The sequence below is a fragment of the Gammaproteobacteria bacterium genome (genome assembly GCA_017999615.1).
GTDB lineage: Bacteria > Pseudomonadota > Gammaproteobacteria > JAABTG01 > JAABTG01 > JAGNLM01.
This window is the reverse complement of record JAGNLM010000011.1, coordinates 42,466-58,044: the sequence shown is the minus strand read 5'-3', so window position 1 is coordinate 58,044 and position 15,579 is coordinate 42,466. Positions and strand designations below refer to the sequence as shown.

Here is a 15,579-nt window from a genome sequence, read left to right as displayed (position 1 = left end):
TGTACAACCAACATTTGCCTCAGAAAGCCCTCAACCATGAAACGCCTCTCCAAGCGTTGAAGCGATGGCAAGCTTCACATCCTGAGCTCTTCTTGAAAGAGGTTAGGAATCATGCGGGACCTGACACATAGTCTATAGTTGCCCGGGGCACTTAAGGTGGCGGCGCATTAAATCCACCTAACCACGGGGCGCAAAAGGGAAAAGCCGTGGGACTTTTCGGCAATCGACACATCCCTCTGCTCGGGCTCGACATCAGTTCGGCGGCCGTCAAGCTGCTCGAGATCGGGAAGAGCGGCGACCGTTACCGCGTAGAGGCCTACGCCGTGGAGCCGCTGCCGCCGAACTCGGTGGTGGAAAAGGCGATCACGGACGAAGCGGCCGTGGGGGAGGCCATCCGGCGGGCGGTCAGCCGGTCCGGCAGCCGCCTGAAGCACGCGGCCGTGGCGGTGGCCGGCTCGGCGGTGATCACCAAGGTCATCCCCATGCCCGCGGACCTCCCCGACGAGGACATGGAGAGCCAGCTGCAGCTCGAGGCGGACCAGTACATCCCCTACCCCCTCGAGGAAGTGAACCTGGACTTCCAGGTCATCGGCCGCTCGGAGACGGACCCGACCAAGGTGGACGTCCTCCTCGCCGCGTCCCGCAGCGAGAACGTCGACGTGCGGGTGGCGGCCGCCGAGCTCGGTGGCCTCACGGTGAAGATCGTCGACGTGGAGGCGTTCGCCATGGAGAACGCCTTCGCCCTCCTCGCGGAGGACATGCCCGACGGCGGCGCCGACCGCACCATCGCGCTGGTGGACATCGGCGCGACGATGACCACCCTCTCCGTGCTGCACGACCTGAAGATCATCTACGCCCGCGAGCAGGTCTTCGGCGGCCGGCAGCTCACGGAGGAGATCCAGCGCCGCTACGGCCTCTCCTACGAGGAGGCCGGTCTCGCGAAGCGCCAGGGCGGACTGCCCGACAATTACGTCCCGGAGGTCCTCGACCCGTTCAAGGAGGCGATGTCGCAGCAGGTCAGCCGCTCGCTGCAATTCTTCTACTCCTCCAGCCAGTACGGCCACGTGGACCACATCCTGCTCGCCGGCGGCTGCGCCTCCATTGCGGGGGCCGACCGCGTGATCGCCGAGCGCACCGGTGTCCCGGTCACCATCGCCAACCCCTTTGCGCGCATGAGCACGTCCTCCCGGGTGCGCTCGTCCTCCCTGGCGAACGACGCCCCGGCGCTCATGATCGCGGCCGGGCTCGCCCTGCGGAGCTTCGACTGATGCCGCGCATCAACCTACTTCCGTGGCGCGCGGAGCTGCGCAAACAGCGCCAGCGCGAATTCGCAACCCTGGCCGGGCTGACGGTCCTGGCGATGGCCGGCGTGGTGGCCCTCGCCCACTTCCAGGTCGAGAGCTGGATCGAGTCCCAGAACGCCCGCAACGCCTTCCTCGACCAGGAGATTGCCCTGCTCGACAAGAAGATCCAGGAGATCAAGGACCTCGAAAAGGAGAAGGAGAACCTCCTGGCGCGCATGCGGATCGTCGAGCAGCTCCAGACGAGCCGCCCCGAGGTGGTTCACCTGTTCACCGAGCTGGTGCAGACGCTGCCCGAGGGGGCGTACCTGACGGGCGTCGCGCAAAAGGAGCGCACGGTGACGCTCGACGGACTCGCGCAGTCGAACGCCCGCGTGTCCTCGCTCATGCGCAACATCGACGCCTCGCCCTGGCTGGGGGTCCCTGACCTGAAGCGCATCCAGGCCATCGCGCCCAAGGACAAAGCCGCCCAGAAGCTCTCCCAGTTCCAGATGTCCGTGGGGCAGACCAACCCCAACGTGCCGGAAGCGACGGACCAGAAGGCGAAGAAGATCGGGCCACAGCAGGGGCAGAAACGATGAAGCTCCAGGACCTGAACAACCTGAGCCTGGGCAATGCCGGCAGCTGGCCCGTTCCGGCGAAGGCCGGCGCCATCGTGCTCCTCTGCGCCGTGGTGCTCGGGGCGGGGTACTGGTTCGACACCAAGGGTCAGCTCGAGAGGCTGACCGCCGCCGAGGAGCAGGAAGTGCAGAAGCGCCAGGCCTTCGAGGCCAAGCAGCGCAAGGCGGCGAGTCTCGAGCCCCTCAAGCAGCAGCTCGAGGAGATGAAACAGTCCTTCGGAGCGATGGTGCGCCAGCTCCCCAACCAGGCCGAGATCGAGGCCCTGCTGGTGGACATCTCCCAGACCGGTCTCGCGAGCGGGTTGGAATTCGAACTGTTCGAGCCGCAGCCCGAGGTCCCGAAGGACTTCTACGCGGAGAAGCCCATCAAGCTGCGGGTCACGGGCACCTATCACGAGTTCGGCGACTTCGTCAGCGGCGTGGCCGCGCTGCCCCGGATCGTGACTCAGCACGACATCTCGATCCGGCCGAAAGGGCAGGACGGCAACCAGCTGGTCATGGAAGCCACGGCCAAGACCTACCGCTACGTGGAGGACGGGACCCCGGCGGCAAAACCCAATCCGAAGCCCGGTAACTGACCGCGCGGTATCGAGACGCCGATGACGACCCAGACGCCCAGTGCCCCGACTGCACGCCACGGCTGGCGGCGCGCCGCCCTCCTGCTGCCCGGTCTGCTGCTGCTCTCCGCTTGCTCCAGCGGCGACATGGACGACCTCAAGACCTACGCGGAAGAGGTCAAGTCCCGCAAGAGCCAGCGCATCGAGCCGCTCCCGGAGATCCGGGTTCCGGAGCTCTTCGCCTACCAGATGCACGACCGGCCCGACCCCTTCCGGCCCTTCGTGGAGGAGGCCCGCGAGGAGACCGGCAGCACGTCGAACAAGGGGATCGCACCGCCCGCCAACCACGTGAAGGAAGAGCTCGAGCAGTTCCCGCTCGACACCCTGCGAATGGTGGGGACACTCCAGAAAGACGCCCAGAACTGGGGCCTGGTGACGGCGCCGGACGGTGCCGTGCACCGGATCCAGCCGGGCAATTACATGGGCAAGAACTACGGGAAGATCACGCTGGTGGCGGATGACCGGGTCGAGTTGGTCGAGATCGTCCCGGACGGGATGGGCGGCTGGCAGGAGCGCGCCGCCCGCCTCGACCTCAGCGAATAGGTATTTGGGGGGGCTCACGCGATGACGACGAAAATTGCCTCGGCTGATCGGCGCGCCTCGGCTGATCGGCGCGCCTCGGCGGGGAATGCGCCGGCGAGCCGGCGGCCCCACGGCCGGGCCTTCCTCGCCGGCGTCCTGGGCTGGCTCGCCCTGGCGTGGGCCGGTCCCGCCAGCGCGGCGACCCTCGACGCGATGAGCTACTCCTCGCTTCCGGGCGACCGGGTGCAGGTGAAGCTCTCCCTCTCGGAGCCCCCCGCGCAGCCAGCGAGCTTCGCCATCGACAACCCCGCGCGCATCGCCCTCGACTTTCCCGGCGTCGGACTGAACGTCGCCCAGAAATCCCAGCCCATCGGGGTCGGCATGGCGCGCAACCTGACCGCCGTCGAGGCGGGCGGGCGCACGCGCGTGGTCCTGAACCTCGTGAAGCTCGTCCCCTACGACGTGAAGGTCGACGGCAACCAGGTCCTCCTGACCCTGGAGGGAGGGGGTGGGGAGCCCGCGGTCACCCCCGCGCGGCGCCAGGTCGCCGCCGCAAGGGCCGCGGCCGCAGGGCCGCGGAGGGTGGAGAACGTCGACTTCCGGCGCGGGTCCTCGGGCGAGGGGCGCGTGCTCGTGACCCTCTCGGACCCCTCCGTAGTGGTCGACAGCCGCGAGGAGGGCGGGAAGATCATCATCGACTTCCTGAACACCTCCGCGCCCGATCGGGTGCAGCGCAAGCTCGACGTGGTGGACTTCGCTACGCCCGTGACTCTGGTGGAGACGGCCGGTCGCAAGGACCGGGTGCGGATGACCATCACGCCCAAGGGGCCTTACGAGTACCTCACCTACCAGTCGGACAACCTCTTCACGGCGGAGGTCCGGCCGGTCACGAAGGAAGAGGACGAGAACGCCCGCAAGCCGAAGGGCGCCTACACGGGCGAGCGGCTCTCGCTCAACTTCCAGAACATCGAGGTGCGGGCGGTGCTGCAGCTGCTCGCCGACTTCACGGGCCTCAATCTGGTGGCGAGCGACACCGTCACCGGCGCGCTCACGCTGCGGCTGAAGAACGTCCCCTGGGACCAGGCCCTGGAGATCATCCTGAAGTCCAAGGGACTCGCGATGCGCCAGGCGGGCAACGTGATCATGGTCGCCCCGACCGAGGAGATCGCGGCCCGCGAGAAGCTCGAGCTCGAGGCGCAGCGCCAGATCGAGGAGCTGTCCCCGCTCACCACGGAGTTCATCCGCGTCAACTACGCCAAGGCCCAGGAGATCGCGGCCCTGCTGAAGGCGGACAAGAACTCGCTGCTCTCGCCCCGGGGCAACGTGACCATCGACGAGCGCACCAACACCCTGCTGGTGCGCGACACGTCCGAGAACCTGGCCAACATCCGCCGGGTGCTCACCGAGCTCGACATCCCCGTGCGGCAGGTCCTGATCGAGTCCCGCATCGTCATCGCGGACGACAAGTTCACCAGGGACCTGGGGGTGAAGTTCGGTTACAGCAAGCGCACGAACTTCAACGGTGACCACTTCCTCGGCTGGGGCGGCAAGAAGCCGGGAGACACCGACTACGGCGGCACGGTGTCCTACGAGACGAGCGGGCGGGAGAACTACATCGTCGACCTGGCGAATCTCTCGCCCCTCGCCAACGGCGCCGCCTTCGGTCTCGCGGTCGGCAAGATCGGGAGCTGGATGCTGCAACTCGAGCTCGAGGCGCTGCAGGTGGAGGGCCGCGGCGAGGTCCTCTCCAACCCGCGCGTGCTCACGGCGAACCGCAAGGAGGCGCTGATCGAGCAGGGCACCGAGATCCCGTACCAGGAGGCCACCTCCAGCGGCGCCACCTCGACCCAGTTCAAGAAGGCGGTGCTCTCGCTGCGGGTCACGCCGCAGATCACGCCGGACGACCGCATCATCATGGACCTGAAGGTCAACAAGGACTCCGTGGGCGCCCAGACGTTCAACGGCGTTCCCACCGTGGACACCAAGACCGTCGACACGCAGGTCCTGGTCAGCCACGGCGAGACCGTCGTGCTCGGCGGCATCTACGAGCGCACCCAGCGCAACCAGGTCGAGCGCGTGCCCTTCTTCAGCGAGATCCCGGTAGTCGGGCACCTCTTCCGCAACAACAGCCAGCGGGACGACAAGACCGAGCTGCTGGTCTTCGTGACCCCCCGCGTGATGAAGGAGTCGCTCTCCGCCCGCTGACACCGGCGTCCTGCGAGCGACGCGCACGGCGCGGATCCGTTCCTCACTGCCGGGCCGGCTCCAACCCTCGCCGGCGGAGGCCCCCACCCGGGGCCTCCGCCGCGCCCTCCCTCCCCGAGGAACATCGGATTCCCTGCATGGCTTGTCCCGGCGCCGGGCCTGGGGGAGGATCGCGCCCATGAAGGGAGCAACCAACGTCTTCCTGGTGGGGCCCATGGGGGCCGGGAAGAGCACCATCGGGCGCCACCTGGCACGGGTGCTCGGTCAGCGTTTCGTCGACGCAGACCGGGAGATCGAGGCCAGGACCGGCGCGAGCATCTCCCTCATCTTCGACCTGGAGGGCGAGGCGGGCTTCCGGCGGCGTGAGAGCGCGGTCATCGCCGAGCTGGCCGCGAGCGACGGGCTGGTCGTCGCGACCGGCGGCGGCGCCGTCCTCGACCCCGCCAACCGGGCTGCGCTGCGCCAGCGGGGCACCGTCGTCTACCTGCACGCCCCGCTCGAGGTCCTGGTCCGCAGGACGCACCGGGACCGGGACCGGCCGCTGCTGCAGACCGCGGACCCGCGGGCGAGCCTGGAACGGATCGTCCTCGACCGCGACCCGCTGTACCGCGAGGTTGCGGACCTCGTGATCGAGACCGATCATCGCAGCGTCCCCAGCGTCGTGAGCGAGGTGGCCCGCAGGCTCTCTGCCCTATGAAGACCCTCCGCGTCGAGCTCGGCCCGCGCAGCTATCCCATCCACATCGGTCCCGGCCTGCTGGGGCGGGCCGACCTCGTCCTTCCCCACCTCGCGGGGCGCCAGGTGCTGGTGGTCACCAACGAGGTCGTCGCTCCTCTCTACCTGGAGCGGGCGCTCGCCGCCTTCGCGGGGCTCGAGACGACGACCGTCGTGCTCCCCGACGGCGAGGCGCACAAGAACCTCGAGAGTCTCACGCGGGTCTTCGACTCGCTGCTCGAGCACCGGCACGCCCGGGACACGACCGTGGTCGCCCTCGGCGGCGGGGTGGTGGGCGACCTGGCCGGGTTCGCGGCGGCGACCTATCAGCGGGGCGTGGCCTTCGTGCAGCTGCCCACCACGCTGCTCGCCCAGGTAGATTCGTCGGTCGGCGGCAAGACCGGCGTCAATCACCCGCGGGGCAAGAACATGATCGGGGCCTTCCACCAGCCGAGCTGCGTGGTCGCCGACACGGACGCCCTCGCGACCCTGGACGACCGCCAGTTGCGGGCCGGGGTGGCCGAGGTCATCAAGTACGGCCTCATCCGGGACCTGGACTTCTTCCTCTGGCTCGAGGACCACGTGGAGGGCGTGTTGCGCCGGGACGCGGACGCCCTCGCGACCGCCATCGAGCGCTCCTGCCGGAACAAGGCCCAGGTGGTGGCGAGCGACGAGCGGGAGACCGGGGTCCGCGCGCTCCTCAACCTCGGGCACACCTTCGGGCACGCCATCGAGACCGGCCTCGGCTACGGCGAGTGGCTCCACGGCGAGGCGGTCGCGGCCGGGATGTGCCTCGCCGCCGACCTCTCGGCCCGGCGGGGCTGGCTGGCGCCCAGGGACCGGGAGCGGGTGTACGCCCTGGTGAACCGGGCCGGTCTGCCGACCCGCCCTCCCGCCGGCCTCGGGAGCGACCGTTTCCTCGACCTCATGGCCGTGGACAAGAAGGTCCGGGGCGGTCGCCTGCGGCTGGTGCTGCTGCGGGACATCGGTGAGGCGGTGCTCACCGACGACTTCGATCCCGGGCTCCTGCGCGCCACCCTTGAAGCGGGCTGACCCCGCGGGCAGAATCGGGACGACGAGCCGTCAGCCGCGATCCCGCCGGCCTGCGAGCCCATCCGCGTGACACCCGTACGCCTGCCCACATCCCCCGGGGCCCAGCTCCTCGCCCCCTACGCCTGCCGCGACGACCGGTCCCGCGGGCGCCGATACCCCGAGCCTGCCCCTTCCTACCGGGGCGAATTCCAGCGGGACCGCGACCGCATCGTGCACTGCGCCGCCTTCCGCCGGCTCGAGTACAAGACACAGGTCTTCGTGAGCCACGAAGGGGACATGTTCCGGACGCGGCTCACCCACTCCCTGGAGGTGGCCCAGATCAGCCGGACGATCGCCCGGGTCCTGCGCCTCAACGAGGACCTCTGTGAGGGCATCGCGCTCGCCCACGACCTGGGGCACACCCCCTTCGGGCACGCCGGCCAGGACGCCCTGAACACTTGCATGGCCCCGTACGGCGGATTCGAGCACAACCTCCAGTCCCTGCGCGTGGTCGACGTCCTGGAGGAGAAGTACGCCGAGTTCCCGGGGCTCAACCTCACCTTCGAGACCCGGGAAGGGATCCTGAAGCACTGCGCCCGGGAGCACGCCGCCGCGCTCGGCGACGTGGGTGAGCGCTTCCTCACGGGCGGTCAGCCGGGCCTGGAGGCGCAGGTCACCAACCGGGCCGACGAGATCGCCTACAATAGCCACGACGTGGACGACGGGCTGCGGGCGGGGTTCCTCACCGTGGAGCGGCTGCGCGAGACCGCCCTGTTTCGGGGGGCCCACGACGAGGTGCAGGGCCGCTGGCCCGGGCTGCCCCTGCGCAGGACCATCCACGAGGTCGTCCGCCGCATGATCCACCGCCAGGTGGTGGACCTCGTCGACGCGACGGCCGCGGCGGTCGCCGAGCGTGGGCCGGAAGGCGTAGACTCGATACGCGCCGCCGGCGCGCCGCTGGTCCGGTTCGGGCCGGTCATGCAAGAGCAGCTCCTGGAGCTCAAGCACTTCCTGAGCGAGCACCTGTACCGCCACTACCGCGTGCACCGGATGGCGCTGAAGGCCAGGCGCATCGTGCGCGAGCTCTTCGAGGCCTTCATGGCCGACCACCGCATCCTGCCCCCGGATTCCCAGGCGCACCTCCGGGAACTGGAGGAGCGCGAGGGGTCGAGTGGCGCCGCCCGAGGTATCGCCGACTACGTGGCCGGGATGACCGACCGCTTCGCAATACGGGAGCACGCCCGCATCTACCAGCCGGCGGAGCTCACCTGAGGGGTGCACACATCGATGCCCACGGACTGGATCCAGCACTTCGGGCTGCGCGAAGACCCGTTCGGGAGCGGCGACGACCCGTTCTTCCTCACGCCGCAGCTCAACCAGCGCATCAACCTCATCCTGCACCTGGTGCAGTACAGCGACCAGATGCTGGTGGTCACGGGACCCCGGGGCAGCGGGAAGACGGCGCTCATCGGCCGCCTGCTGAGCGACGCGGGGCCGCGCTGGCGGGCGTGCCTCCTCGAGGCCAGCCCGGAGATGGACTCCGGACTCCTGCTGTCGGAGGTCCTGGCGGGGTTCGGGCTGCCCGAGCGCAGCGCCACCACGGGGGATCCGGTGGCGGCGCTGGAGGCCTACCTCGCGGGGTTGCGCAAGGGCGCCATGCGCCCCGTCCTGGTGGTCGACGAGGCCCACCTCCTGCCGACGGCCAGCATCGACCCGCTCCTTCGCCTTGCGGGGGAGCGCAAGCGGCTCGGGCTCGCGGTCGTCCTGTTCGGGGAGCCGCCGCTGCTGGAGCGCGTGAGCCGCAGCGTCGGCGGCGGGCTGCTGCACGTCGTCGACATCCCCGCGCTCACCGAAGAGCAGGTGGGTGAGTACCTGGACCTGCGCCTCGGCTGGGCCGGCCTGAAGGGTCGCCGGCCGTTCAACCGCGAGGCCGTGCGGGTCCTCTGGAAGAGCTCCCGGGGACTCCCGGGGGTGCTGAATCGGGCCGCGGCCCGGTTCCTCGCGAATCGCGCGGAGGCCGGCCCCGGCGGGGTGCTCGGCATCCTCCGGCCCATCGGCGAGTGGCTCGGGCGCAACCGCAAGCTGGTGGCCGCAGCGGCCGGCGTGGTGGTGGTGTCCGCCCTCGCCGGGGCGGCGGCCTGGCTGATCGCCGGGAGCGAGCCGGGACCGACGGTCGCCACCACCATCCCCCTGCGCGAGGGCTCCACTCGGGGGACAGAGCCGCCGCAAACCCGGGTGAGGGAGCCCCGCGCACCGCTCGTGCCCCCACCCTCCGCCACGTTCCCGCCGGTCTCGCCCGAGGCGGCCCGCGCCCTGCAGCAGCGGCCTGCCATGCGGCCGCCGGAGACGCCGCGCCCCCCCCAGGGGCCGGCGGAGGGCACCGCGACCGCCCGTCCGTCACCGGGCCCGGCCAGCGAGCCCGGGCCGCGGCCCGCTCCAACGCCCCAGGTGGCCCCACCGGCCCAGCCGGCCCCACCGGCCCAGCCGGCCCCACCGCCGCCCGCCCGCCCCGCCCCGGCCAAGCCGGAGTCCGCCCCGGCCGAGGCACCCCGCCTGGACGAGTCCTGGCTGCTCGCCCAGGCCCCCGACAACTTCACGGTACAGCTGTTCGGGTCCCATGACCGCTACGCCGCGGAGCGCTTCAAGGAGGGCGTTCGGCTCAAGGATCGGCTGGCGGTGTACCGCACGAACCGGGACGGCAAGGACTGGTTCGTGGTGGTGGCAGGCAGCCACTCCACGCGCGAGGCGGCCCAACGGGCCATCCAGGGCCTCCCCGCGGAGGTCAAGCGCAACAACCCCTGGCCGCGCAGTCTCGCCTCGGTGCAGGAGAGCATCCGGCAGGTCGCGCGAAAGAACTGAGCCCCGGCGGGGCTCCTAGGACTCTTCGGGACCCTTGTCCTCGCGCCGGAAGAGCTGGGCGAGCCCCCCCTTGGCCCGGCGGCGCGCCCGGTCTCCGGCCAGTTCGATCGCCTTGCGCCGGGCGTCGACGTACAGGCGCCTCTGCAGCTGGCCGCGCACCTCCTCCGGCACCTGGAAGCCGGTGAGCTCGTTCAGCCGGTTCGGCTCACGCAGGATCGCCTTCTCCACCTCGGCCAGGAGGACGGCGTCCACCCGCTCCGGCACGAGGGGATAGCTTGCGCGCCCCAGCCGCTCGAGGTTCCAGACGTGCAAGCGCAGCGCGCCTCGCTGGAAATCCACGTCGAAGGTCAGGCTGACCGGAACCACCGGCGCCACGTGGATTGCGAGGTGGACCTCGCCGTTCGGGCCGGCGGGGCCGGAGCGATAGAACTTCTCGCTCACGGTGAAGGGGATACCGTGACGCTGCAGGTACTCGACGTGGTGGGTGACGGCCGCCCGCGAAGAGACCACCTCGCGGGCCTTTCCCTCCTCGCCCCGGCAGACGAAGTGCAGCGAAAGGGGGTGCCTGCGCCCGGCCGGGGGGAAGTCGAGCCGGTACTCGCCCTGGCGCAGGGACTTCAGCTCCGCGAACCCCTCGATCCGGTAGCTGGCGAGCACCTCGCGGGGAAAGTAGGTCAGGCGCGCGTTCAGGTCGTACAGGAACTTGCGCACCCGCTGCAGCGGCTCCTCCACACGGCCCCAGAACTCCGCACGGGCCTCCCGGGCGCCGCCGGTGGGGGCCTCCAGGGGGAGCTCCTCGGGACTGGGGTCAGCGCTCACGAACGCACGGTGCTCACAGGGTCGGTCGCCGTCTCTATAGCGTACACCCCCGCAGATCCTGCACCGAAGCGCCGCCGGCACGCCGATCGGGGCTGGCGTGGCGGAGGCTTCTTCATTAGTCTCTTCACCCCCTGCGCGCAGGGATGCCCGTCCCGTCTCCCCCAGTGGGCAAGCTGAAGGCCCGAGGGACCCGGGTGCCCGGCGGTTCCGGTGCGCTGACCAACACGAGCTGCCGATGGGGTCCACTATGAGCAACGGGTTCCGGGCCACCTCCAGGGGTCTCTACGACCCGGGCTTCGAGCACGACGCCTGCGGCGTGGGTTTTTGCGCCCAGATCGACAACCGCAAGAGCCACGAAATCGTCCGCATGGGCCTGCGGATCCTGGCCAACCTGACCCATCGCGGGGCGGTGGGAGCCGACCCCCTCGCCGGGGACGGCGCCGGCATCCTGCTGCAGGTGCCCGACGCGTTCCTGCGTGCCGAGTGCGCGGGGCTCGGCTTCGATCTCCCCCCGGTTGGGGACTACGGCGTCGGCATGCTGTTCCTGCCGCGCAGCGCGGCGGGGCGCAAGGCCTGCGAGGAGCTCGTCGCCCGCTACGTGGAGGCGGAGGGGCAGCGCCTGCTGGGATGGCGCGACGTGCCGACCGACGGCAGCGGGCTCTCGCAGAGCGTGCGGGCCGTCGAGCCCTGGGTGCGGCAGGTCTTCGTGGGCCGTTCCGCCGCCACCCCCGCGGGGGACACCTTCGAGCGCAGGCTCTTCGTCTTGCGCAAGCAGATCGAGAACGCGGTGCGGGCCTCGGACAGCGCGGACCGCGGGCGCTTCTACGTGCCCTCGCTGTCCTCGCGCACCATCGTCTACAAGGGCATGCTGCTCGCGGGCCAGGTCGCGCCCTACTACCCGGATCTCTCCGACGAGCGCGTGGTATCGGCGCTCGCCCTGGTGCACCAGCGCTTCTCGACCAACACCTTCCCGTCCTGGGACCTGGCGCACCCCTTCCGGATGATCGCCCACAACGGCGAGATCAATACGCTGCGCGGCAACCTGAACTGGATGGCCGCCCGGCGCCACTCGATGCGCTCCGAGCTCCTCGGTGAGGACCTGCAGAAGCTCTGGCCGCTCATTGCCGAGGGCCAGTCCGACTCGGCCAGCTTCGACAACGCCCTCGAGCTGCTGGTGACGGGCGGCTACTCCCTCGCCCACGCCATGATGATGCTGATCCCCGAGGCCTGGGCCGGCAATCCGCTCATGGACGCGAAGCGCCGGGCCTTCTACGAGTACCACGCGGCGTTGATGGAGCCCTGGGACGGTCCGGCGGCCGTCGCCTTCACCGACGGGCGCCAGATCGGCGCGACGCTCGACCGCAACGGGCTGCGCCCCGCGCGCTACCTCATCACCGACGACGGCCTGGTGGTGATGGCCTCCGAGATGGGCGTGCTCGACACCCCCGAGGAGCGCGTCGTCCGCAAGTGGCGCCTGCAGCCGGGAAAGATGTTCCTCATCGACCTGGAGCAGGGCCGCATCATCGACGACGCCGAGTTGAAGGCGAGCCTCTCCGAGGCGAGCCCCTACCAGGAGTGGCTCGACCGCACCCAGATCCGGCTGCGGGAGCTCTCTCCCGACATCGGGCCGATGGCCCCGAACGCCCGCACCCTCCTCGACCGCCAGCAGGCCTTCGGCTACACGCAGGAGGACATCAAGTTCCTGATGACCCCCATGGCCCTCACCGGCCAGGAAGCGGTGGGCTCCATGGGCGCGGACAATCCCATCGCCGTGCTATCGAGACGGCCCAAGCCGCTCTTCAACTATTTCCGCCAGACTTTCGCGCAGGTCACCAACCCGCCGATCGACTCGATCCGCGAGGAACTGGTGATGTCGCTCGTCTCGCTGATCGGGCCGCGCCCGAATCTGCTGGGCATCCGCGACGCCGGCACGCACCTGCGGCTGGAAGTCGATCACCCGATCCTCACGAACACCGATCTCGCGCGGATCCGCCACATCGAAGACCACACGGGCGGTGCGTTCCGCACCCGGACCCTCAGCGTCTGCTACCCGGCCGCTGACGGCGCCGAGGGCATGGAAGCCGCGGTCGCGGAGCTCTGCGCGAGCGCAGAGGCGGCGGTGCGCGAGGGCCATAACATCCTCGTGCTCTCGGACCGCGCGGTCGACGCCGATCACATCCCCATTCCCGTGCTCCTCGCCACCTCGGCGGTGCACCATCACCTGGTGCGCGCGGGGCTGCGCACCAGCTCCGGCCTGGTGGTGGAGACGGGCGCCGCGCGCGAGGTGCACCACTTCGCGGTGCTCGCCGGTTACGGCGCCGAGGCGGTGAACCCCTACCTCGCCTTCGACACGATCTCCGCGCTGCGCGCCACCCTGCCCGAGAGGCTCTCCGAGGCGGAGCTGCACAAGCGTTACATCAAGGCCGTCGGCAAGGGCCTCCTGAAGGTCATGTCGAAGATGGGGATCTCGACCTACCAGTCCTACTGCGGCGCGCAGATCTTCGACGCGGTGGGTCTCGCGAGCGATTTCGTCGCGAAGTACTTCACCGGCACCGCGAGCCGGGTGGAGGGCGCGGGCCTGCGCGAGATCGCCCAGGAGGCGGCGCGCTGGCACCACGACGCCTACAGCGAGAGCCTCGTCTACGAGAACGCGCTGGACGTGGGCGGCGATTACGCCTTTCGCGCGCGGGGCGAAGACCACGTGTGGACGCCGGACACGATCGCGAAGCTCCAGCACGCGACGCGCGCGAACGACGCGAAGACCTTCGAGGAGTTCGCGCGGCTCATCGACGACCAGAACGAGCGGCTGCTCACGCTGCGCGGGCTCTTCGAGCTGAAGCCCGCCGACCAGCCGGTCCCGCTCGAGGAGGTCGAGCCGGCGAAGGAGATCGTGAAGCGCTTCGCCACCGGGGCGATGTCCTTCGGTTCGATCTCCTACGAGGCGCACACGAACCTCGCCGTCGCGATGAACCGCATCGGCGGCAAGTCGAACACCGGCGAGGGCGGCGAGGAGCCCACGCGCTTCCGGCCGCTCGCCAACGGGGACTCGCTGCGCTCGGCGATCAAGCAGGTGGCCTCCGGGCGATTCGGCGTCACCACGGAGTATCTGGTCAACGCCGACGACATCCAGATCAAGATGGCCCAGGGCGCAAAGCCTGGCGAGGGCGGCCAGCTGCCCGGGCACAAGGTGGACGCGGTCATCGCGCGGGTGCGCCACTCCACGCCCGGCGTCGGTCTCATCTCGCCGCCGCCGCACCACGACATCTATTCGATCGAGGACCTCGCGCAGCTCATCTTCGATCTCAAGAACGTCAACCCGCACGCGCGCATCAGCGTCAAGCTCGTCTCCGAGATCGGCGTCGGCACCGTCGCGGCGGGCGTCGCCAAGGCGCACGCGGACCACGTGACCATCTCCGGCCACGACGGCGGCACCGGCGCCTCGCCGCTCACTTCGATCAAGCACGCCGGCTCGCCCTGGGAGATCGGCCTCGCGGAGACCCACCAGACGCTCGTGCTGAACCGCCTGCGCGGGCGCATCGCGGTGCAGGTGGACGGCGGCGTCCGCACGGGACGCGACGTGGTGATCGGCGCGCTCCTCGGCGCCGACGAGTTCGGATTCGCCACCGCGCCGCTCGTGGTCTCCGGCTGCATCATGATGCGCAAGTGCCACTTGAACACCTGTCCGGTGGGCGTCGCCACCCAGGACCCGGAGCTGCGCAAGCGCTTCACCGGGAAGCCCGAGCACGTCATCAACTACTTCTTCTTCGTGGCCGAGTCCGTGCGCCGGATCATGGCGCAGCTCGGCTTCCGCACGTTCGACGAGATGATCGGGCGCGCGGACCGCCTCGACATGCGCCGCGCCGTGCGGCACTGGAAGGCGAAGGGCGTCGACCTGTCCGCGGTGCTGCACCGCCCGGAGCTTCCGGGCGAGGTCGCGAGGCACCGCTGCGAGGCGCAGGACCACGGGCTCCATCGCGCCCTCGACCTGCAGCTCATCCCCCAGGCGATGCCGGCGCTCGAGCGCCGCGAGCCGGTGGTGATCGAGACCCCCGTGCGCAACCTCCACCGCACCGTGGGGGCGATGCTCTCGGGCGAGGTCGCGAGGCGCTTCGGCCACGCCGGCCTGCCCGACGACACCATCCACATCCGCCTGAGGGGCACCGCCGGGCAGAGCTTCGGGGCCTGGCTCGCGAGGGGCGTGACGCTCGAGCTCGCGGGCGAAGCGAACGACTACGTCGGCAAGGGGCTCTCGGGGGGCCGGATCGTGGTGTACCCGCCCGAGGGCTCCCGGCTCGCGCCCGAGGAGAACATCATCGCCGGGAACACTGTGCTCTACGGGGCGATCGAGGGCGAGTGCTACCTGCGGGGCGTCGCCGGCGAACGTTTCGCGGTGCGCAATTCGGGCGCCGTCGCGGTGGTCGAGGGCGTCGGCGACCACGGTTGCGAGTACATGACGGGGGGCTGCGTGGTGGTGATCGGGACGACCGGCCGCAACTTCGCCGCGGGCATGAGCGGGGGCGTCGCCTACGTGCTCGACGAGCGGGGAGACTTCGACCGGCGCTGCAATCTGGCGATGGTGGAGCTCCAGCCGGTCGCCGCGGAGGACGCCGCGCTCGAGTCCCGCGCCCACCAGGGCGGGGACCTCGAGCACCACGGGCTGGTAGACGTCATGCGCGACATGACGCGCGACGACGGCCAGCGCGTCCACGCCCTCGTGCGCCGGCACGCGGAGCTGACCGGCAGCGCCCGGGCCCGGGAGATCCTGGCCCGCTGGGAGCACTACCTGCCGAGGTTCGTCAAGGTCATGCCGGTCGACTACCGGCGAGCGCTCGAGAAGATGTCCGGCACGCAGTCCACCGGGCCGCGTGCGGCGGCGGGAGGGCATTGAGC

Annotated in this window: 12 protein-coding genes; 11 read left to right on the top strand and 1 reads right to left on the bottom strand. The window is 70.3% G+C overall.

Annotated elements, in window-relative coordinates:
- The 10 genes from KA217_09655 to KA217_09610 form a co-directional block, all read left to right on the top strand.
- On the top strand, positions 1-131 hold a 131-nt coding region (locus KA217_09655), incomplete at its 5' end, for an IS481 family transposase (GenBank protein MBP7712711.1).
- Positions 132-206: 75 nt separating this feature from the next.
- Complete coding sequence (locus KA217_09650; protein ID MBP7712710.1) at positions 207-1,268, top strand: pilus assembly protein PilM; 1,062 nt, start codon at positions 207-209, stop codon at positions 1,266-1,268.
- Complete coding sequence (locus KA217_09645; protein MBP7712709.1) at positions 1,268-1,882, top strand: PilN domain-containing protein; 615 nt, start codon at positions 1,268-1,270, stop codon at positions 1,880-1,882. Before KA217_09650 ends, KA217_09645 begins: the two co-directional genes overlap by 1 nt.
- The gene (locus KA217_09640) at positions 1,879-2,499 is read left to right on the top strand and encodes a type 4a pilus biogenesis protein PilO (protein ID MBP7712708.1); all 621 of its coding nucleotides are present in this window, start codon (positions 1,879-1,881) and stop codon (positions 2,497-2,499) included. The genes KA217_09645 and KA217_09640 overlap by 4 nt, the downstream gene beginning before the upstream one ends.
- Before the next feature lie 21 nt (positions 2,500-2,520).
- Positions 2,521-3,081 (top strand): pilus assembly protein PilP, encoded by a 561-nt coding sequence (locus KA217_09635; GenBank protein MBP7712707.1) that lies wholly within the window; start codon positions 2,521-2,523, stop codon positions 3,079-3,081.
- Between the two features lie 21 nt (positions 3,082-3,102).
- Entirely contained in the window at positions 3,103-5,265 is a 2,163-nt protein-coding gene (locus tag KA217_09630) for a type IV pilus secretin PilQ (GenBank protein MBP7712706.1), read from the top strand.
- Positions 5,266-5,443: 178 nt separating this feature from the next.
- Complete coding sequence (gene aroK, locus KA217_09625; GenBank protein ID MBP7712705.1) at positions 5,444-5,962, top strand: shikimate kinase AroK; 519 nt, start codon at positions 5,444-5,446, stop codon at positions 5,960-5,962.
- Complete coding sequence (gene aroB / locus KA217_09620) at positions 5,959-7,032, top strand: 3-dehydroquinate synthase (GenBank protein ID MBP7712704.1); 1,074 nt, start codon at positions 5,959-5,961, stop codon at positions 7,030-7,032. Before aroK ends, aroB begins: the two co-directional genes overlap by 4 nt.
- Positions 7,033-7,113: 81 nt before the next feature.
- Complete coding sequence (locus KA217_09615; protein MBP7712703.1) at positions 7,114-8,283, top strand: deoxyguanosinetriphosphate triphosphohydrolase; 1,170 nt, start codon at positions 7,114-7,116, stop codon at positions 8,281-8,283.
- A 15-nt stretch (positions 8,284-8,298) separates the two neighbouring features.
- Positions 8,299-9,870: an AAA family ATPase gene (locus KA217_09610; GenBank protein ID MBP7712702.1), complete on the top strand. Its 1,572-nt coding sequence runs from the start codon at positions 8,299-8,301 to the stop codon at positions 9,868-9,870.
- A gap of 15 nt (positions 9,871-9,885) precedes the next feature.
- Here KA217_09610 and KA217_09605 read toward each other — a convergent pair whose 3' ends face one another.
- Entirely contained in the window at positions 9,886-10,689 is an 804-nt protein-coding gene (locus tag KA217_09605) for a hypothetical protein (protein ID MBP7712701.1), read from the bottom strand.
- Positions 10,690-10,936: 247 nt separating this feature from the next.
- Between KA217_09605 and gltB the strand changes: the two genes are divergently transcribed.
- Positions 10,937-15,577 (top strand): glutamate synthase large subunit, encoded by a 4,641-nt coding sequence (gene gltB, locus KA217_09600; protein ID MBP7712700.1) that lies wholly within the window; start codon positions 10,937-10,939, stop codon positions 15,575-15,577.
- Positions 15,578-15,579 lie beyond the last annotated feature (2 nt).